We start from the raw sequence: 20506 nt of genomic DNA on the forward strand, positions 1-20506 counted from the left end.
TTAGCCTGACTGTAGCATAAACTTCAGCCTGAATACAAGAAAACGAATCCGACAGAGTTAAGGCTTCTCTGTCAGACCCGCTTGGTTGTTTACTCGAATTGGCGGTTGAACGTAAGGCTTGCGGGATGAGCGTTTAATTTCTTTAAAGCTGATAAATTGCTTCGATTCTTCGTCCCACAGACGGAAGCGCAGGGCAGCCAAGCTGGAACGCAACGTAATCGTCGTTGCTTTCTGCAAAGGCGGTGTTGCGTTATGTGCTTCTTCCAAATAATAGTTGGGAACACGGGGACTCAAGTGATGCACATGATGGAATCCGATATTTCCGCTGATCCATTGCAACAGTTTTGGCAGTTTGTAATATGAACTACCTTCTACGGCTGCTTTTACATAACTCCATTCGTCTTCATGTTCAAAGTACGTATCTTCGAATTGATGCTGTACGTAGAACAGCCAGATGCCGAAGAAACCGGAGAAGAAAAAGACGGGTGCCTGCACCAATACAAAAGCCTGCCATCCGATTAACCAGCACATGAAGGCATAGAGCGCAACGATCAACACCGTCGTCAGGTGAGTATTGATGCGTTCTTTACGTCTTGCACCTTTACGATTAAAACGGTAGGCGAACAAAAATACATAAATGGGTCCAATACCAAACATGACCAGCGGATTACGATAAATACGGTAGAAGAGGCGGCCCCAAGGAGAAGCTGCTTTGTATTCATCGACTGTCATCACCCAGATATCACCTACACCACGTTTGTCCAGATTACTGCTGGTTGCATGATGAATGGAATGTTCGTTTTTCCATTGCAGATAAGGCGTCAGGGTTAATACACCTGTAATCGTGCCGAGAATGTCGTTGGCACGTTTGCTTTTGAAGAATGAACCATGACAGCAGTCATGGAAGATGATAAATGTTCTAAGTACAAATCCCGAGGCTACGAGGGCAATGGGGAATGTCAACCAGTAGGACACGGACAGGCTATAGTACGCGGCGGCCCATAATAGTAATAGTGGCAGTATGGAATTCACTAATTGTTGGATACTTAGTCGAAGATTATTTTTTTCGTAAGGGGTAACTTCTTTTTTTAGCGCCATCTCTTTGGATCTGCTCATAGACGTACGTCCTCCTTCATCGTTACAGCCATGGTTGGTGGTAACGCGGCGTTTCCGGGGATGATGATCATCTCTCCGTGTTCGCCTTTGTCTCATTGTAAAATAATCTAGCCATGACAGTAAGTCATAAACGTCAGTTCTGTGTAGTGACAAATATCCATGACGACACATGACATTTGTCATGGATGAAGGTTAATCCTGCCTTTGAATCAGGAGCTTTGAACGGAATGGCTTCAGATTCCTTTGTACAATTCGCGCAACAATTTGTATTATGTATACAAATTTTGTTCGTGGCATGGTAGAATCTATCATTGAGTGATTATGACAACTTATGAAAATGGTTGATAGGTTGATTTTCTGATGGATTGGATGGAGTGCATGATGAAAAAAAAAATAACGGATATTCTATTTATTATGGCGGGTGCATTTCTGTTTGCACTTGCAGTAAACCTGTTCGTCATCCCGAATGATCTGGCTGAAGGCGGCGTTACGGGGATTACTATTATTTTGTATTACCTCTTTGAATGGTCTCCAGGACTAATGAACTTGCTCCTCAATGGTATTTTGCTACTTGTGGGATACAAGTTTCTGGACAGAACGACAACGGTGTATACGATTATTGCGGTGGTATTCAACTCGCTGTTCCTGCACTTGACCGAGAGCTGGACGATTGCATCGGACGAGCTCTGGATCAATACTATTTTTGGTGGATTATTTGCTGGTCTGGGTATCGGCTTGATTGTTAGAGTAGGCGGCACAACGGCGGGGACGGTTATTCTGGCTCGGCTTGCCAACAAATATCTGGATTGGAATATCAGTTATGGGCTGTTATTCTTCGATCTGATCGTGGCGTTCTCTTCGTTCTTCATTATAGGGCCGCAAGGGTTGATGTGTACGATTGTCATGCTGTTTGTCGGCACCAAAACGATGGAATTCATTATTGAAGGACTCAATCCGAAAAAAGCAGTCACTATTATATCGACCAAACAGGATGCCATTGCCCAGCAGGTCATTGAGAAGATGGATCGGGGAGTCACCGTCCTGTCTGGTCATGGATACTATACGAAGAACCCGAAAGAGATCTTATATATTGTCATCAGCAAACAAGAAGTTCCAATGCTGAAAAAGATTGTGCGAGCGGAAGACGAAATTGCTTTCATAACGATCCATGATGTGCGTGACGTATTTGGCGAAGGGTTCATCGAACTGTCCAAATCATAATGAAACATATATAAGGAAGCGGGGAGCTGCGGTGAAATTCACTGCGGCTTTTTTGTTTTATATTTTAAACCCGTTCGCACAGACAAAAAGCTGTACACCTGTAAAAGGCAATGATATATTGAAATTAATTCGTTAATAAAGTTAACTAACTATAAAAGGGAGGCGATAAAGTGGCGGGTTCACCGCGATATATTCGCAATCTGAATGAGAATCTGATCCTGGAAGCGCTGATCGCAAATGGAACGATGTCCAGAGCAGATATCAGCCGCCATACTGGACTCAGCAAACCCACAGTGTCGTCGGCGGTGGAACATCTGATCGAACGCAATCTTGTTCTGGAGACTGGCAGAGCCGACAATGCGCAAGGGCGGAAAGCAACACTGATCCGTTTCAATGAAGCAGCTTATTATGTTTGTGGTATAGATGTGGGGGCAACCCGAATTCGCATTGCTCTATCCGACCTGAATGGCGAAATCCTAGACTATCGTTCATATCCGATGCAGATGGACCATAGTGGTGAGTCGGCGAGGATGTCAATTCTTGATGTTCTGCAAAGTCATATGGATGAATTGCTCGACAAAAATCATTTGAATTGGGAGCAGATTCAATGCATCGGTTTTGGTATTCCCGGCGTTGTATTGCCGGATTCAGGGGACATTGACCGGATTGTCGCTCCATTAGCGGGTTTGGAAGAGGCACTTTCACTTGAATCATTATCGGGGAAGTTTTCCTGTGAAGTAATTCTGGAGAATGATGTGAATTTGGCAGCGCTGGGTGAGTACACATATGGGGCAGCTTTGGAATCGAATCTGTTTGTTTTTATCTCTATCGGAACAGGAACCGGAGCAGGCATTATGGTTAATGGTCAATTGCTTCGAGGCTTGGGCGGATTGACGGGTGAGCTTGCGGAAATGCGGCTGGGTGACGACCGACGATTGGAGGATGTATTGTCAGCAGATGGTCTGATGCAACTCGCCAACCATCAGCTGGATGCGTATCTTCTTACAGAGAATGATTCTGGAGCAACGGACCTTTGTAAACATCTGACTCCAGAGAGGTTGTTCGAAGCTGCCCGGAGTGGAGATGTGCAGGCCATGCGGATTCTGAAGCAGTACAGCGAAATGATTGCATCTGCCCTGCGGCATATCTGTGTCATACTCGCTCCTCATCTCATTGTGCTAGGCGGTGGTGTTGGGGGCAACGGGGATGTGTTATTACCGTTGCTTAGACAGATCCTTTCTGAGCAGTTCCCTGCGAAGCCTGACCTTACCTGTTCGGAGCTTGGCGAGCGGGCTGTAGTGATTGGGGCAGTGCAGGTGGCGTTGCAACAAACAATGTTGAACCTTAAGCATGAGGCATCGGAGTAAATGGAGGCTTATGTCTCAGGAGGGAAAGAAATCATGTCAGGTGCCAGAGCCTTCTTTTCTTTTCTATTCTATGAGAATCATGCTGAAATCATCTATCGTTATATTTCTGGCGTAACTGCTAACAAAATAAGATTTGAATTGAACATCGGCCAGACCGAGAGGCTGATGTAAAATAGAGAAGAAACAGTAGACATGGTAGGGGCGAATATCGCATATAGGAGGAACACAGCTATGTTTACCGACAAAAAGGAATATTCATTTTCGACTTGCTGGAACATCAAACGTCACACTACAGGCCAGGGCATGATGGAGGAGATCAAATCACTGGGATTCAGACAGGTAGAGCTGAACTATAATGTAACTGACGAGCTGCTGCAAACGATTGAACCGATGATTGAAAGGGGAGAAATCGGCATATCCAGTGTGCATAACACGTTCCCGCATGTAGCTGATCCCGATTACGGAACCGATTCGGTTCTGCTCGGTTTTGACGATGAGCCGCGCCGGAAGCGGGCAATTGAACTGCTGCTCCGTTCAGCCGAATATGCCCATCGGTATGGCGCAAAAGCGGTTGTGGTGCATCCAGGCGAAGTACCTTTCGAATATAATATTGATGAAGCGTTAAAAAAGATATATCACGATCAAGGACCGGATTCCCCAGCTTATCAATCGTTATGGCAGGAGATGTTTGAGAAGCGGGAGGCGGGCAGCACACACTACCTGAAACGAATTCAGGAGAGTCTGGAGGAAGTGTGTGAGTTGTCTGAACAGCGCGGGTATGGGGTGAATTTCGGGATTGAGACCCGATCACGCTGTTACCAGATGCCGACGCTGCAGGAAGCGGGCACGATCATCGGACGAATGAAAGGGGCTCCGCTCGGCTTGTGGTATGACATTGGTCACGGCATGATGATGGACCGAATGGGACTCTATGACAATGTACGTGAAGCGAATGAGTTAATTGACCATGTGGTTGGCGTGCATATTCATGAAACGGTAGGTTTGTCGGATCATTGGTGTCCTTATATACATAGTAAGGACATGAAATTCTTTGATTCATTTCTGGATATCATCGATCGTTCACCGGTCAAGGTATATGAGTTGAAAGCAGCCTGCACACCCGAAGAGATTGATGAGAGTCACAAGTTAATTACAGCACGTATTGCGGAGCGTCAAGCGGCACGTCTGCGCAGTTAAGTTGGGCAGACATTCTTAATTCAAAACTTTAAATGGGATCGGTAACCATATAGAGAGCGGTACAGAACGACCTTTAACTTTGGGGTGAAGAGGTGTTCTGCCGCTTTCTTTGGTATTTAAAAGTAGGGGTTTACCGCTTCTCAGGGATTGTTACGTCACCGAGAATGCCAGCCTGATAGCCTTTCACTACAGCACCAATTCTGGATTTAACGCCAAACTTCTGTGTAATGGAGGTGATGTGATACTCAACAGTGCGCTGACTGATCGCCAGATCCTGTGCAATTTCCTTATTGCTCATTTCCAGTGCAATACGGTGAAGCACTTCGCGCTCCGTTGCAGTGAGTGATTCCTCTAAATTGGGAGAGAGCATTTTCTCTGGAATAAGCACATGGCCCAGCATACTTTGCCGGATGGCATTGATAATCTGTCCATACGTCGCTTGCTTAGACAGGTAGGCATGAACACCCAGGTCGTAGGCTTTTAACTGGAATTCGTGATAGTTGTACCCGGATAACAAAATGATTTTGACAGTAAGTCCAAATTGTTCTTTTAATCTTTTGGCAACCTCAAAACCATCGAGCTGGGGCATGCGGATATCCATTACAACCACGTCAGGTCGCAACGCCTCTTCTTCGGACAAGAACAGCATAGGATCGTTAAATGTTTTCAATACCTGTATGCCGGGTTCGCGGTTTAAACGGTTGTTGAGACCTTCCATAACCAGGGGGTGATCATCAAGCAGTACGACTTGAATGGGTTCGCTCATTGTACAGTTACTCCTTTGGTTAAAGGCAAACGAATGCTTATGTAGGTTCCTTTGCCAGGGCTGGAATTGACGGTGATGTCGCCACCGAGATGCTGGATGCTGCTTTGTATGGATATTAAACCGAAGTGCCCGGATGCTGAATTTGAAAAATCATATGCGGAATGAACATTAAAACCCGAGCCATCATCTTTTACCTTGAAAATGAGATCCTGATCCTGCGTGTGCACCTCAATGGAACAGAACGAAGCCTGGGCGTGCTTCATCACATTGATGACAAGTTCGCGTATGGTCCGAAACACCATGGATTTCAGTGGTTCTTGTTCCAGTACAGCAGGCGGCGCAGTATAGCTGAGTTCCATCTTGATCCCGCTCTGCACTTGAAGCGAACGAACAAGCCATTGCAGCGCCTCCTCAAGATCGCTTCGATCTATAATATGAGGGTACAGATCATCACACAATTGGCGTATATCCTTCTGGGAAGCATACAGGCACTCCAGCCAAACAGCCGTTTGATCCATATGTGTCTCTCCGGTATCATGAAATTCCTCCAAATCACGAGACAGAAAAATCAAGTTTTGGAGCAGCTGGTCATGAAGGAAATAGGAGGTTTTCATACGCTCTGCTTGCTGGGCTTCCATCAAAATATCATTGAACTCACGATGACGGCGCATCTGTTGTTCATGGAGAGCCGTTTGATCTACACGGTGTTCATATCGTTTCTGCAGATCGGATAAAAGTTTGCCATTCACGAGCATTCGGATCGCTTCGAGCCGTCCTTTATCAATGATATCCTGCTCTTCTGCTGAAAAAAGGGTACCATTTCGTTTGTGACCAATGCCCAGAAAACATGCCATCTCCGTCGTTGGTTCACCTGACAGCTCCCATACCTGCGCCAAGTTGTATCTCTGTCGTAAACCTTCAACATGTAACGCCTCGTCTTCGATATCCTGAATGGAAGCAAAAACTCCTGTACCTGCTTGAGAATAAGGGTGCTTATCATCGATCCAGATGATAACTACGCCTTCAATATCCAACAGCTTGTGAAACATCTCGGCAAACAGATGAATCATGTCCCGCATGTTTTGCTGCTCAGCCATGCGAACAGTCAACCGCAGTTGCTGGTGTTCAAGCCAATCCTTGTTACGTTTGTTTTTCTTGCGGGAGCGTGTGAGCGTATACTGATACACCCATGTGATGAGCAAAAAAAGGACAAAGAGCAAGCTGATCTGCACGAACGTATGCAGGTTTGAAGCAGCCATGAACAGTACAAATGCGATTAAGGCATACAATCCATGAATCAACAATCTTGGCATAACCAGTTTGAAATCAAGCATACTCCGCTGCACGAGTACATAAGTGAACATCCATGATAAAGGAAGGAAACCGATTAATGTGTATTCAACAGGTAATAACGGTGCACCTTGCAGCAGGGTTGGAATGGCAAAACAGAAGATGAAGGGAATCAGGCTAACGATAATGCCTGCTGACATGAGCAAAAGCTGATTCTGCTCCTTGCGATTATAGCTTAGACGATTAGACCATGTAATCCAGATTAATACCAGAAGGGTGGCACAAAGAATAAAGTTAATCAGATTGGTTGGACCAGACGATGCAACAGGTGTGCTAACGATAGTAACGTCTTGATTGAACTGAACTTCGGTCATAAGCCATCGTTTAATGTACAGAAATGTGAGACCAGTGGAATAGGCTATGGCAATACATCTGCTGATCCATAATAACCATCGGAAGTGATGCAGACGGCTGCGGAATACAAAAGAAACATAAAATGCGGTTAGACAATAAGGTAACCATGCAGCACAAAAGGCCAAAATATAGTTGGATAGCGGAAGTTGGGAATGATAAATCGTCAATATACATAAGGCCATGGACAGGTTAAGCAGGTAGAATAGACGCATCACACGGGAACTTGGTTGGCTAAACAAGGCATAACTTCCAGTTAATAGTAAAAACAATTCTGCAATGGAAGAGAAGCCGAGGTTAAACCACTCTCGCATTCCAGGCTTCATGATATATTCTACTGCTACGCTACTAGACTTCTCTACGCCAATGGTGTAGGCTTCCGTCACTGAGAATATACCTTGCTGATGGAGTAATCGGACGTTTCCTTTTGGCTCCAGAGAGATAACGGTGTCACCGGACCTGATCCCTGATGCATAAGCTACACCTTGCGGATCTGCTTCGTCTACCACCCACGAGTTGGAGACATCCGGTATCAGTGAAAGACCGATATAAGGGTGTAAAAATGAAGAGATATGAATATAAATGGCTGTCAGTATAAAACACAACATCGTTATAAGCCATGCGAAACTAAATTTATATTTTATGAATCTACTTAATGAAAGTTTTAATCCCATGGAAGAAATCATCCGTTCTTATGATGTGCATCATTGGTATAGGCTGTGAAAAAAGCAAGCCATGCAGCAATGGCATGGCTTGCCGTCGATCATGATATTAATGTAGCAGAGTTCCCAACATTTTGTACATCAAAACCGATGATTCCTGCCTGAGCATAGGCCGCTTCGACTTATAATCGACAGCGCCGCTGCTTGATACAGTCACTTCCGGACCGTAGAGACCCAAAGCAACCACAAACTGGACACCTTCTTGCGCCCAACCATCCTGTGAACCTGTCAGGATGGCAGAGACTGTATGTGCTCCGAGTAGTTGTTGTGCAGTTCTCGAAATAATTACCGCGGCCTCTTGCCGGGTTATAGCTTGCTCGGGATGAAACCATCCACGAGTATTACCTTGCACAATGCCTAGTTCAAGAGCGGTTTGAATATAGGCGGCATAGGGGCTGGATTGGGTATCTTTAAATTTTGGCGATTGATTTGAAAGGGTCATTCCGCTGATGCCCACGATCTGTGCTACGAATTCACCACGACTTACAGGTTTCTCCGGTTCAAAAAGGGATTGATCCTGTGGATACAGGCCAATCTGCGCCAAACGATAGATGTAAGGAGCATAGGGATGGTCTTCTGGTACGTCTGTATAAAGTTTAGCTTCAGGCAATTTTTCAGACCAGCTATCCGCTTTGTTGTAATAGAAATATGTGATTTCCCCTGACTTATTTTTTTTGAAGCCAGCGAGCTTACCATTCTCATCCCTAAACAGCATGTCCTTAACCGGTGTTAAGGTGTGAGTACCGTATGCATCTATGACCTGAAGTCCCTTCTCTGTTGCTGAAATATCATATAACCATGCGGGTAAACGGACATCACGATACAGTCCTTCGTATGATCGGAGTGCTGCCCCAGATACGGTGTAATCGGCATCCTTGGTCTGGTTAACTGGATAATAATGATCCATGAATACGTGAAAGAGTGCTTCTCGCAGGTCAGGACCATCACTATTGGATACGATAAAGAGGCCGGTCTTTTCGTCAGGTAACAGCCACAGATTGGAGTGGAAGCCTGCAAGATCGCCTGCTTTACTCACCACGTTTCGTCCATGATTATACTGTGAATAGGTGGATTCGAATCCGTAACCCGTGCCGGGTAGATCAGGATGAATGGAGACATCCAACGTCTGCATGGCTTGTACGGATGAGGACTCAAGAATGCGTGCGCCTTGGTACAAACCTTGGTTGAGCTGTGCAAGCATAAACTGAGCCATATCCCGTCCAGTTGTAATTAATCCGCCCTCAGGGGAGCTGTCAGGCACATTGGGATATTGGGAAAGTTCCTGTCCATCTGAATCATATGGAACCGCCAGTTTCCCCACAATATCTTTGCTTAGTGTGAAGTGGCTATCGGACATACCGAGCGGGTTGAAAATATGCTGTTTTACATAATTCTCAAATGGCATCCCCGACTGTTTTTGAACGATATAGCCCTGTAGGGTGTAGCCGTAGTTGTCATATCGGAAAACTTCTCCGGGTGTACGGACAACGGATGGTTTGTGGTCTTTGATGAATTGGTCAAGTGGATAAGAGCTGTTCAGGTCCCTGGCTGTAGTTGCTGTATCGGTGAAATCAAATCCGCTGGTATGGGTCATCAGTTGTTTTAAAGTCAATGATGTCCCGGTGTGATTAGTCAGTTCCAGATCATCTGTGTACGCGCTGATATCCTGATTAAGCTTTACTTTACCATGCTCTGCCAATTGCATGATGGCTGTTGCGGTAAACGTTTTGGAGATCGAGGCTACACGAAATAGGGTGGAGTTGGCATCGACAGGGATTTCTTTTTTCACATTGGCATAACCATACCCTTTATTAAGAACAATCTGTTGGTCCTGAACTACAGTGACTACAGCACCTTTCAGAGTGGACTTAATTTCATCCAGGGCAAAGAAACCATCGATGAACGATTCCGTTTCCTGAGGACTTAAAGGGTTGTAGGATGGTTTGCCTTCTGCTGATACACTTGTAAATGTAGTAAAGCTCAGGGATGCAATCAACATGATGCTGGCTACGGTTTGTTTCCACTTGTAATTCAGTTTGTAGCTCTGATGTTGTGGGCTTTGGCTGGTTGCGGAATGGGGTTTCATTTTCATGGAAAACTCCTTTGTGATGTTGAGATGTGTACAGTAATATGTGTTGAGATGTGGTCAGACCTATATATACAGCCTGTATCTATAAGCTATCAGCTCCAGTGCTTCTGAGCCCCCGTAATAAGCGTGTATTTACGAGGGAGGTTCCGCAAATTTTTTGCGTGATCCCGCAATGAGGCATTATACTAATTTGTTCATTTGCCAATATCGAAAATTCTGGGCTATAATATGGAATAATCAGGCTATGGCGTCCCTTCCTTCTAAACCTTTCGTTCAGTATTAGGGGTGCCGCTCTCCTGATTTTTGTTTTTTTATACAGAATGATAAATTTGATCGTTAGCTGGTCGCAAGTTAGAAGTAGGATGGAAAAGAAAGTAGACATATATGATCTTCAGGGAGATTACAGGCGATGGACTTATTTTCAATCTATCTGAATAGGGAACTTAAGGTAATCATTACAGAGAGCGATGGCATGTTGCCAGAGTGTGTTCTGGCGACAGCACTGAAACATCTGGAGTTGCTGGGATATACATTTTCGACCAGGCTAATTGATATGCTGAGTACGTGGGAACAAGAATCATTTATGCTCTGGTTTGATCAAGTAATGGAGGAACTCCGTCAGATGACGAGTGGGCATCTTATGGGGAACTTTAGCGTTCCCACGTATCCTGATCAGCTGATGAATATTCATGAGAGCGAGCTTTACTTGAACGCATTGATGCATTATTGGACACTTCAGCTGCAGGAAAGCAAACCAGATGAACGGATATTATGGCTTGGCCAGACCAGACTTCGTGTGATCGACCTCGGTGATCACGCTGAATTTCATCGAATCGGACTGAACTTGCTCGCAGCCAAAGCGCCAAAGTCACCCGCTGCACAAAAGCAGTTCATTTGGTTCGCGACGGAGTATGATGGATGGGATCTGTTCGAGCTGGATCAAATACTTGTAAACGAGCAAGCAGCAGTCTATTGTGCCGCATGGTTAAGTGCAGGACGAGCTTCATTGGCGCATTTCCAGCGGTATTTGCGAACAGCAACAGACATACTGCGGCTGGCTGTAGCTTGTTCCGATGGTGATGTCAGTCTGAAGCGGAACGCGCGCTTTCGTTCATTCAACCGATCTGAGCGTCGTTTGATGCTTGCTTTGTTAGAGTCTGTTCCCGAACCGTTGGAAGAGCTGTTTCGTTACAAAGGACGTTGGCTAAGATTAACTGAACGACTACATCCGGGAGAATATCGGCAACGTTATCCAAAAGCGGTGAAAGCCATTGAACAGTTACGCTCTGGAGAACGCCCGTTTACTTTTTCAGGCAGGGTGGAGCATGCTTTTAAACAAATGGATAGTCCACTCATACTGACTACACTGGCTGAACGGCCAGATGTAATGGTACGGCAATTGGATCGGATGATTCGTTCGGGTGTTGCGGTGCGGGATGTGGTGAGCAAATTGGAAGCTGTGGCAGACAAACTTTCTACGCCTGCATTGCTCCATGTACTTACTCATTTTCGGACCAGAGTGAATGTTCAAGAGCGGAGGTACTTTTTTCCGAAAGGAAATATAGCCAAGCTGTATGTTTCTGCACAGACGTTACCACCCATGGATGCTCAGGATGTTCATGTAATCATCTCAGCAGTGGAGGATGTTTTGCTGAATCGCTTTGCGAAGTTGCCCTCATTCGGAAATGTCTACATTGACGAAAGACTGCAAGATTACACCATACCGCAGGGGAGTGGCTCAGTAAGCAAATCGCATAAATTTCTATCTCGTGGATCATGGGTCCCTTTACCAGCCGGTGATACGGTTCGCTTTTTTATTTGGTGGGGAGAGGGCGGTGGGGCCTCCGTTTCTACCAGAAGTGTGAAAATCGATCTGTCCGGTGTGGTATACGATTCGGATTGGTACTATCTGGATCAGGTTTCCTATGTCCATCCCATGTCGGATAATGTTCAGGCTTTACATAGCGGCGATATTGTAGTTGTACCGGATGGTGCGGCGGAGTACATCGATATACATATGCCTTCTGCATGTACGTTTGGGGCACGTTATATTGTAATGAGGGTAAACCTTTTTGCGGATCACCCATGCAGTGAAGTGTCCGAGTTTTATGCAGGATGGATGATGCGAAAGGCGCCGCAGTCTGGTGATATCTTTGAACTGTCCCCAGTACAGGACCGGATTGATCTGGCGATGGGTGCACATATAGGTATGCCAGCTATTATAGATTTGCAGGAGCGCCGTATGTTATGGTGTGACCTTGGACTGGAGCAGTTCCCTAGTATACATAGTGATGTAGAGAGCATGAAGTCAGGTCTCGCATCGATCGCAAGAGCCATGACCGAGCTGCGACGTCCTGATCTGTACACCTTATTCATGCTGCATGCCACCGCGCGTGGAAAATTGGTGGAGACGCTGGGTGCAGCGAATGTTGTGTTTACGGCGGAACTGGAGTCCAATCGTGTAGCTGAAGTAGCGGAATATCTGACCAAAGGACCTGCTGTGGATCGTACGGTGATTACACCATTGGCACAGGGACGTATTTTGGAGCATTTTTTGTAAGGATGGAGTGCGTGAAGCCTGGTCTCGTATTATATAAATGGTATGAGGTATTTATCATGTTGGCCCATCAAGGTCTTCTTGGCAAATACCTCTTTTAGCTGTGTCTTTATATTTCTTGGATGCAACAGTCGATACCTTATAGCTTGCTTGAATTTGGAAATGTGGCCTAATGGATTCTTCATGTTATTCATACATACACTGTTCCACTTCAGTCAGCGCAATATGGTAATCTTCTATTGAATTATCGATATAAGCCACGGCTGAGTCGGGCAGCGGCCAGGCCACTTGTTTACGGGTAAGTGAGGCTGTGAAGGTGTCCCAGTTCTCCAGCTTCCACTCATCCAGTGGGGATTGTCTGGCTGTAATTCGCTCGCGATACAATGCTTCGTTGGCCAGATAAATATAGGCCACACGTACATCCGTATCATCCAGGGAACGTCCGATCCGTGCGAGTTCCTGTTCGATCCAATTCGGAGTTCCGATTTCTTTGGTAAAGGGCCCCACAACAACAGTATCGATACCCAATTGCACGTTGTCCAGTGCGGCATCCATCGTAATACGGTATCCCAGGTCACGGCACAGCCGCTTGTATTCCGGTGAATCCCGATCGGATGGATCGAGTCCCTGTAGGGTCATTATTGCTTCGGCAGCTGGACGCAGCAGAATATCCATATCAAAAAAAGCAGCTTTATGTTTATGCGAGAGGGCTTTGGCAAGGGTTGTTTTGCCGCTCCCGGCCCCGCCGAGAAAGAAAATCAGTTTACTCATGGTTTGAATTGCCTCCTCATAGTGGTTGGAACGAATATGTAAGATGAAAACTAAAAATAAAAAGATTCATAATGATATTTCAGATGTGAAATGACTTGTTTATTTTATCATAAACGGCTTCAATTGATAGCTAGACAGAAAAGGAAGAATCAGGTAATATAATACCTAGTTTTACTATGCATAGATTTCCGATGTATATAGCCAAGTGATTTTATGTAGGTTCACGTTGAATTTTAAGAAGTAGTAAAAGTGTAGTTATTGTTTTTGGACGTGAAAGCATGAACAAAAGGGAGTGACAGCTTTGCAGGTAAACAAACAAATGATTAAAGGCAGTACGGAGACATTGATTCTTACGCTACTGAAGGAACAGCCGCTTTACGGATATGAATTGATTAAGGAACTTCATCGTCAATCCGAAGGTGTGTTTAATTTGAAAGAAGGCACGTTATATCCCATTCTGCACGCGATGGAGATTGAGGGTTGGGTGGAGTCCTACTGGATGGAAGTTGAAGGTAGGAAACGTAAATATTATTCCATATGTGATAAGGGTGTGGAGGCGTTACAACATAAAAAAGCTGAATGGCTTTTATTCCGTGGTGCCGTAGATCGGGTGCTTGGGGAGGGAGGCTTAACATGACGGATCGACATGAGAAGATTAAACAGTATCTTGATCAAATGTGTATTCAGGTAAAGGCACGTGAAGTACATACGGATCTGCGTGATGAGCTTGGTAACCATATGGAAGAAATGATGTTGGACAAGGAGCAAGAGGGACTGAGCCAAGAGGAGGCAGCTGCATACGCCATTGAACAGATGGGTGATCCCGCAGTCGTGGGCAAAAGCATGCACCGGTTGCATCGTCATCGTATGCATTGGGGATTATTAGTTGGATTAATTGGTTTGTCTATAATTAGCTTGTTGTTAATGTGGATTTTTACGACGAATGTCACAGTAAAAATGTATCAGGACTTGTACAGCAATCATGTAATATACACTGTTATGGGTTTCATATTCATGTTGTTCTTTATTTACTTTGATTATCGAAAGTTTAAAAGAGCGGCCTGGTGGATCTATATTCTGCTTAATGCCATGCTGTGGATCAATCCAATGCTATCTTCAACTTACAATGGTATAAATAGGTTTTGGGTGTTACCATTCGGATTTGTGCTAGATGTGACGACGTTTTCAATGTGGGTTCTACCACTTACAATTGGCGCAATTATAATGGATAAGCTTCGTTCAAATTTCAATATGCAATCCATGATGACATACATTTCGATGGTAGCGTTACCAGCAGTACTATTGTTTCAAATGTCAGACTGGGTCCGCTTGTTTCTGCTTGGCACAATGTCCATTATTTTATTTGGCTGGATCACGCGAAAATGGCTTTATACAGCCATGGGTGCTGTTATAACAGGAAGCATTTTTGTACTGCTATTGTTTTTTATGGATCAATACGGACGGCTGGAGAGGCTGTCTGTCGTTTTGAATCTTCAGGATGACCCTTACGGGATTGGCTATAGCAACAATTCCATTATTGAAGTTATTCGATCAGCTGGCTGGTGGGGTAACGGGATTGATACAACGTTCGACATGTTTAAAACGAGTTATTATAATTACCCAGGTGTTCTGCTCATTGATGTGTTTGGCTGGTCAGCCGGGATACTATTATTGGCGGGTGTCATCTGGTTTGTTGCCAGTATGATGAAGATACTTCCTCGTATCCGGGATGATTTCGGTCGAATGATTATTGTCAGTATTACCGCCATGTTTGCAATGCAAATCATCTATTCGTTGGCGATGACCACCGGTAAGGCTCCAATACTGAGTATTTCCTTTCCTTTTATTGGATATGGAAATCACCTGATTTATGATTATGCGATGCTCGGTTTACTTCTCGGTATTTATCGTCGGAAGGATACCATATCGAAGAGAAATGAAAAAATACGGCAGAAGGTGGATGCTGACCCACTGATCAGTTCATAGGCATCCAAATTCATAGCCGTACCTGAAACGAAGGTATGGTTAGGCTCGTAAACGGACATTCACGGGAACCAGATGTGACGGAGGTTTACCCATCCCTGGCTGTTGAAGGAGAGGCCACGAACGGAAGGCAGGTAGGCAGTCTCCACAGGTTTTTCAGTTAAATGGAACAATAGACTCCGCTGCACCAGAAATTGTTCGATCCGATCCAGTTCGGCAGTTCGGTCTGCTGCTATTTGCGAAGCAACAACGGTTTGCAGCATCTCTTGTACACTCATCTTGGAAGAGTCCTCCAGATGTTCGGATAAAGTGAGATAGAGATCGTATCTGCGTAATTCTTCGTCCCGGTCCCGAATCAGGGAGAAGAGAATCAGATCGGATTCCAGTCTCAGGTTCCCTTTGAATTGCTCCATCGTGCCTATGCGGACTGTACATGTGAAGCCGTACATTTCCAATGACGATGCCAAACGTCTAGCATCCATCCGATACTGAGGAATGGTTGTGATGTGCAAGGGGGTCGGGAGATCAAAAGTGGGGTGCTGAGACAAATGAGTCAATTTTTCTGCATTCATCAACACTTTATCAGCATCTCCTGCATCTCCTGGATCACCTTCATTACTTTCATTCATGCCATTCCCATACAATTTAGTAATACACGCCTGAACATATGCCCTTACATCCGGATCGTTTAACGGTCCGTTTTTTTGCGTGTTACAAGTGAGTAATTTGCGCACCATCACGCCTGCACGAATCTGTGTCCAGTCCCTACTCTCAGACGAAGATGGATTATGAACAAGGTGGAAGAAGGGAGATTCAATATCTTGCTTTTCATCCACATGTGCAGGGGCACTCCACGGAATTTGTAGAATGTCTACCCGGTCCAGATGGGCTCGGCCTTGAAAATACATCGCAAAAGCTTCAAGTCTGCATAGGTGATCATCCCAGGCTGTGACCTTGAAAGGTCCTGTTCCTATAGGCTTCGGCATGGTATTCGATACATCGGGTTCGTTGTTTCCATCTTTATAATGCTCATACGTCGCTTGTGAAGCAACAATCGCCGCACGGCTCGTAGAAAGAAAGGGCAAAAACAATTCGTGAGGGGTCTTGAGCTTGAAACAAACGGTCAAGGGATTCACTGCTTCAATCGATAGAATTCGTTTGCTTACATCGCGGTATAATGTCCGTCGTTCTGTGGATTGCAGTCGTTCAAATGTATACACCACGTCCGCGGCTGTCAGCAGGTGCCCATTGTGAAAAGAAATCCCTTTACGCAAATAAAAGAACCATGTCTTCCGATCTGGACTGACATCCCAGGTATGAGACAGACAGGGCACGATCTCTCCTTGCTCATTTCGCTGAACCAGCCCGTCGAACACATGACTGGTGACAAAAGATTCTGCCAGCAAATTGATAAAAAGCGGATCAAGCGCATGCAGTTGTTGGCGGATCGGTAACCTGAGCGTATCAATTCGCTCATAATGGCTACCAGCTTCCGTATGGTGTCCAGAATAACCAAGCAGCCACTGGTTTAGATGATCTTGCATTGTCGTAGAATTAGAATAAGCACCAACCTGTTCGGCGGCTTGCTGCAACTCCCGGCGATTCATGGCCTGCATCATGTATTCTGCTGCAATTTGGTCAGCCGGAACAAGCAGGGTCAGCGTAGAACGCCGTCCACGTCCGCGCTGGGACACCCACCGTATCCAGTCTTGGGCAATCATTTTTTTGACGATCGTTAATGTGTTACGGTGTGTACACTCGAGCAGTTCCGCAAGGTCAGAAAGCGTTACTTCATGCTCTACAAGTTGACCAAACTGGCTATGGAGCAGTAAATATTGCTGATGTAATTTCAAGGTTTTGATTCCCCCTGGAGGTTGTAGCTGATGCAATATAATAAAATAAGAAGTTTTATCGTTTTTAATTTCTATTTATATTCTTATTTTATCATCTAGAATTAAACCTAGAAAGATAATGGAGGTATTTCTCATGATTGATAAAATAATGGCTTCACCCAATCGCGCTTTAATTACGCTACTATCTGCATTGATGTTGGCAATCATTCATCAGTATTTGTTCTATGGCAAGGAGCTTGGTGTTTCTTATCCCATATTTGTTATCCTCTTTTATGGCTTTATGTTCTTGTTTGCCAGAGACCGCATGCGGCCATTGACCATGATTAATGCTTTTGTGGCTGGGGTGGTGCTGATGCTGGCGCTGACGTTTCTGTTATACGACAATAAACCGCTGCGTATACTTAATTTCCTGGTCGTACCAGGGCTTATTATCTTACATATGACTTATCTAGTCGGCAGAAAGCAGAGACAATGGTGGGATATTGGATTGATCGGTACCGCATTGGATCATTTGCTACCACAATCCATCCGCCATTGGGGAACTGTTGCAAGTATTGTGGTGAAAACAGGAGGGCGGGGATTGGGCAAAACAAAGAAAACGGTTGCTTTCAAAGTATTCATTGGCCTTATAGCATCCGTTCCCATCCTCATCGTGGTCGTAGCACTGCTCTCCTCGGCAGATGGGATTTTTAATCAGTATTTATCTGGTTTTCCGGAATGGTTAAATCAACTGACACTGACACCAGGGCTGCCGAGAATGATCTGGATTCTCATTGCGGGCGTTTTATTGTTCAGTTACGTATGGGGATTCGTGCAGCCGATGCAATATGAAGCGGAGAAAAGAGAGAATGCACATTGGAAAAATGAAAAAACTATTGTAGCTGTTTCAGAAATCGAAGAGCGAGAAGACGTTTCCGTGAATTCCATACAAGAGAATCAGACAACGAATAAGATCTTATCAGACACGATTCATTCTCAAGTTTATCGTGTACCTCTTAGATTGGACCCCGTCATTATGGGCACGATGCTGCTGGTTATCAACTGTGTGTACGTTCTGTTTGTGCTTGTACAATTTTCTTATCTTTTTGGAGCGGGTGAGGGGCATCTTCCGTCAGACTTGTCTTATGCGGAGTATGCAAGAAGTGGATTTGTGGAGCTGATCCTGGTAACAGGCATTAATTTTTTCATCCTGATCATCGCTCTTCAGTTCACGCGTTCAAGCGGCAAAGTAGGTTCTGTTGTGCATCAGGTGCTTCTCTTTGTCCTGGTGGGTTGTTCCGCAATCATGCTGTACTCGGCGTTTATACGCCTCAACCTTTATGAACAGGCTTACGGATATACCTACATTCGATTTCTCGTACATGCATTTATGATTTTTCTGGCTTTGCTGCTGCTTATTGCCGCTCTTCGAATCCGTTATACATCCATACCGTTGATCCGCTGGTATATAGTACTGTCCCTTACAGCTTATGTGACAGTCAACTATGTGGGTATGGATAAACGGATTGCGGAGCTCAATATTGCACGATATCATCAGACAGGCATTATTGATGCATCCTACTTGGCAAGTTTATCTGCAGATGCCGTTCCTCTACTACGAGAGTTTGCCCAGAGGGAGTACCCGAATCTGAAAGGGGAAATGTTGGATCGTCAAGCCAACTTCGACTTGGGTGAAGCAGAGAGTTCATGGACTTCTTTTAATACGGCAAGACATAGAGCTAGGCTAGAATTGTCCAAATGGAGAATGGAATGAATTCATCTACCTGTTTTCCAGCAATGAATTTATGCAAAATCAATATGTAAGTGTTATACTATAAAAACTAACCTATAAAGGGGGTGAATCCCTTGTTTGAACTTCATGAATTGATACCTTATATATTTTCAATCGGACTCATTTTCACAGTCAGTTATGCTTATATTGCCCATCTGCATTGTGGCATTACAGAGTACTGGATGGAAGGTGGGGCCGGAGGCGGTCTGGAACCTGGATTACCAGCCTTGTCCTTGGAAAGACAACACAGACCTGAAGCTTTAAGTCGAATCGTCAGACGAAGAGAATCCCCGGATGAAGATGAACCAGATTGCCAGTCCTCGTTGTATGAATTTTCTACAAATCAACGAGGAGGATATATATGGAACATAAGACAAGCAAGGGGTTCACTTTTACATCTGGCAAGGGACGGATCTATGGCCTGATTGCAATTCTGTTTGCAGTCATGCTACTGGCTGGATGCAGTAACAACGTCTCAGAGATTAATTCATCAACACCGGGGTTTTTTAACCATTATGTTGTATTTCCACTGTCGTATCTCATTCAGCACATCGCAACGATTTTCAATGGAAGTTATGGAGTAGCCATTATTGTGATTACTCTTGTTATCCGTCTTGCGTTGTTACCATTGATGATGCGACAAGCCAAATCTCAGCAAGGTACCCGAGTGATCATGAATGCCATGAAGCCGGAGATGGATGCGCTCAAGAAAAAGTATGAGGGCAAAAACGATCCGGCCGATAAGCAGAAGCTTTCGCAGGAAACGATGGAGCTGTACAAGAAGCACAAGTTCAATCCACTGAATATTGGATGCTTGCCAATGCTAATTCAGTTGCCCATTTTGTCAGGTATCTACACTGCTATCCGGCTTACGCCGGAGCTGTCATCCCATTCATTTTTGTGGTTCAAATTGGGAGCGCCTGACTATGTGCTTGCAGTGGTGGTAGCTGTCATTTATCTGATTCAAGCCAAGGTTTCGCAAGCCAATATGGCGCCAGAACAGCGAAAACAGTTCGCAATCATGGGATATATCTCTCCTTTGATGATGGCCTTTTTCTCTCTTTCGGCACCGGCAGCGATGCCGCTGTATTGGACGATTGGCGGTTCATTCCTGGTCTTGCAGACGTTATTGTTCCGCAAATTGTACCCGGTTGAACACCCGCAAGAGCCCGTTGCTGTGCAGGTAAAGAACATTAAATCTGTGAAGAAGCCTGCCAAACCCGCCAAGTCTTGATTGTCCATTCGTGAGAAGGGTACGGTAGGTTCACATAAATTTAACGTATGTGTTGATATAGCTGATATTTTCTTCACCTTCATTTAACGTAAAGATGCCTTGTCCCATGGGACAAGGCATCTTTTTGTACGTCCAGGACATAACGAGTCTGATCGCAA

General features: G+C 45.0%; 15 protein-coding genes. 9 read left to right on the top strand and 6 right to left on the bottom strand.

Going from position 1 to position 20506, the window contains the following annotated elements:
• Positions 1–57: 57 nt before the first annotated feature.
• On the bottom strand, positions 58–1116 hold the full coding sequence (desA, locus tag ACFTRD_RS09220; RefSeq protein WP_379379055.1) for a Delta(5) desaturase DesA: 1059 nt from the start codon (positions 1114–1116) through the stop codon (positions 58–60).
• Between the two features lie 381 nt (positions 1117–1497).
• Here desA and ACFTRD_RS09225 point away from each other — a divergent pair, with 381 nt between their 5' ends.
• From ACFTRD_RS09225 to ACFTRD_RS09240, 4 genes are all read left to right on the top strand, one after another.
• Positions 1498–2337 carry a YitT family protein gene (locus tag ACFTRD_RS09225; RefSeq protein ID WP_379381251.1) on the top strand — a complete coding sequence of 280 codons (840 nt, stop codon included), beginning with the start codon at positions 1498–1500 and terminating at the stop codon, positions 2335–2337.
• Positions 2338–2507: 170 nt separating this feature from the next.
• Positions 2508–3704 (top strand): ROK family transcriptional regulator, encoded by a 1197-nt coding sequence (locus ACFTRD_RS09230; RefSeq protein WP_379379057.1) that lies wholly within the window; start codon positions 2508–2510, stop codon positions 3702–3704.
• 33 nt (positions 3705–3737) lie between these two features.
• Complete coding sequence (locus ACFTRD_RS09235) at positions 3738–3875, top strand: hypothetical protein (RefSeq protein ID WP_379379059.1); 138 nt, start codon at positions 3738–3740, stop codon at positions 3873–3875.
• Positions 3876–3935: 60 nt separating this feature from the next.
• Complete coding sequence (locus ACFTRD_RS09240; RefSeq protein ID WP_379379061.1) at positions 3936–4901, top strand: sugar phosphate isomerase/epimerase family protein; 966 nt, start codon at positions 3936–3938, stop codon at positions 4899–4901.
• A 130-nt stretch (positions 4902–5031) separates the two neighbouring features.
• Here the strand turns inward: ACFTRD_RS09240 and ACFTRD_RS09245 are convergent, their stop codons facing one another.
• The 3 genes from ACFTRD_RS09245 to ACFTRD_RS09255 all read right to left on the bottom strand — a co-directional run bounded on the left by ACFTRD_RS09245 (position 5032) and on the right by ACFTRD_RS09255 (position 10182).
• Positions 5032–5667: a response regulator transcription factor gene (locus ACFTRD_RS09245; RefSeq protein ID WP_379379063.1), complete on the bottom strand. Its 636-nt coding sequence runs from the start codon at positions 5665–5667 to the stop codon at positions 5032–5034.
• Positions 5664–7976 (bottom strand): sensor histidine kinase, encoded by a 2313-nt coding sequence (locus ACFTRD_RS09250; protein WP_379379065.1) that lies wholly within the window; start codon positions 7974–7976, stop codon positions 5664–5666. Before ACFTRD_RS09250 ends, ACFTRD_RS09245 begins: the two co-directional genes overlap by 4 nt.
• A gap of 163 nt (positions 7977–8139) precedes the next feature.
• Positions 8140–10182: a serine hydrolase domain-containing protein gene (locus tag ACFTRD_RS09255; RefSeq protein WP_379379067.1), complete on the bottom strand. Its 2043-nt coding sequence runs from the start codon at positions 10180–10182 to the stop codon at positions 8140–8142.
• 406 nt (positions 10183–10588) lie between these two features.
• Between ACFTRD_RS09255 and ACFTRD_RS09260 the strand changes: the two genes are divergently transcribed.
• Complete coding sequence (locus tag ACFTRD_RS09260) at positions 10589–12739, top strand: cytoplasmic protein (RefSeq protein ID WP_379379069.1); 2151 nt, start codon at positions 10589–10591, stop codon at positions 12737–12739.
• Between the two features lie 183 nt (positions 12740–12922).
• On the opposite strand, the gene ACFTRD_RS09265 is transcribed toward ACFTRD_RS09260, so the two are convergent.
• Positions 12923–13507, bottom strand: coding sequence for a P-loop nucleotide/nucleoside kinase family protein (locus tag ACFTRD_RS09265; RefSeq protein WP_379379071.1), 585 nt, complete (start codon positions 13505–13507; stop codon positions 12923–12925).
• A gap of 301 nt (positions 13508–13808) precedes the next feature.
• On the opposite strand from ACFTRD_RS09265, the gene ACFTRD_RS09270 reads away from it, so the two are divergent.
• Together ACFTRD_RS09270 and ACFTRD_RS09275 are read left to right on the top strand one after the other, a co-directional pair.
• Positions 13809–14144, top strand: a complete 336-nt coding sequence (locus ACFTRD_RS09270; RefSeq protein ID WP_379379073.1) for a PadR family transcriptional regulator — start codon at positions 13809–13811, stop codon at positions 14142–14144.
• Positions 14141–15493, top strand: coding sequence for an FtsW/RodA/SpoVE family cell cycle protein (locus ACFTRD_RS09275; RefSeq protein ID WP_379379075.1), 1353 nt, complete (start codon positions 14141–14143; stop codon positions 15491–15493). Before ACFTRD_RS09270 ends, ACFTRD_RS09275 begins: the two co-directional genes overlap by 4 nt.
• A gap of 59 nt (positions 15494–15552) precedes the next feature.
• On the opposite strand, the gene ACFTRD_RS09280 is transcribed toward ACFTRD_RS09275, so the two are convergent.
• The gene (locus ACFTRD_RS09280; RefSeq protein ID WP_379379077.1) at positions 15553–17343 is read right to left on the bottom strand and encodes an ABC transporter substrate-binding protein; all 1791 of its coding nucleotides are present in this window, start codon (positions 17341–17343) and stop codon (positions 15553–15555) included.
• A gap of 133 nt (positions 17344–17476) precedes the next feature.
• Between ACFTRD_RS09280 and ACFTRD_RS09285 the strand changes: the two genes are divergently transcribed.
• Positions 17477–19096, top strand: a complete 1620-nt coding sequence (locus ACFTRD_RS09285; RefSeq protein WP_379379079.1) for a DUF4153 domain-containing protein — start codon at positions 17477–17479, stop codon at positions 19094–19096.
• 379 nt (positions 19097–19475) lie between these two features.
• The gene (gene yidC / locus ACFTRD_RS09290) at positions 19476–20348 is read left to right on the top strand and encodes a membrane protein insertase YidC (RefSeq protein WP_379379081.1); all 873 of its coding nucleotides are present in this window, start codon (positions 19476–19478) and stop codon (positions 20346–20348) included.
• Positions 20349–20506 lie beyond the last annotated feature (158 nt).

This window comes from Paenibacillus sp. NPDC056933 (assembly GCF_042674385.1).
GTDB lineage: Bacteria > Bacillota > Bacilli > Paenibacillales > Paenibacillaceae > Paenibacillus.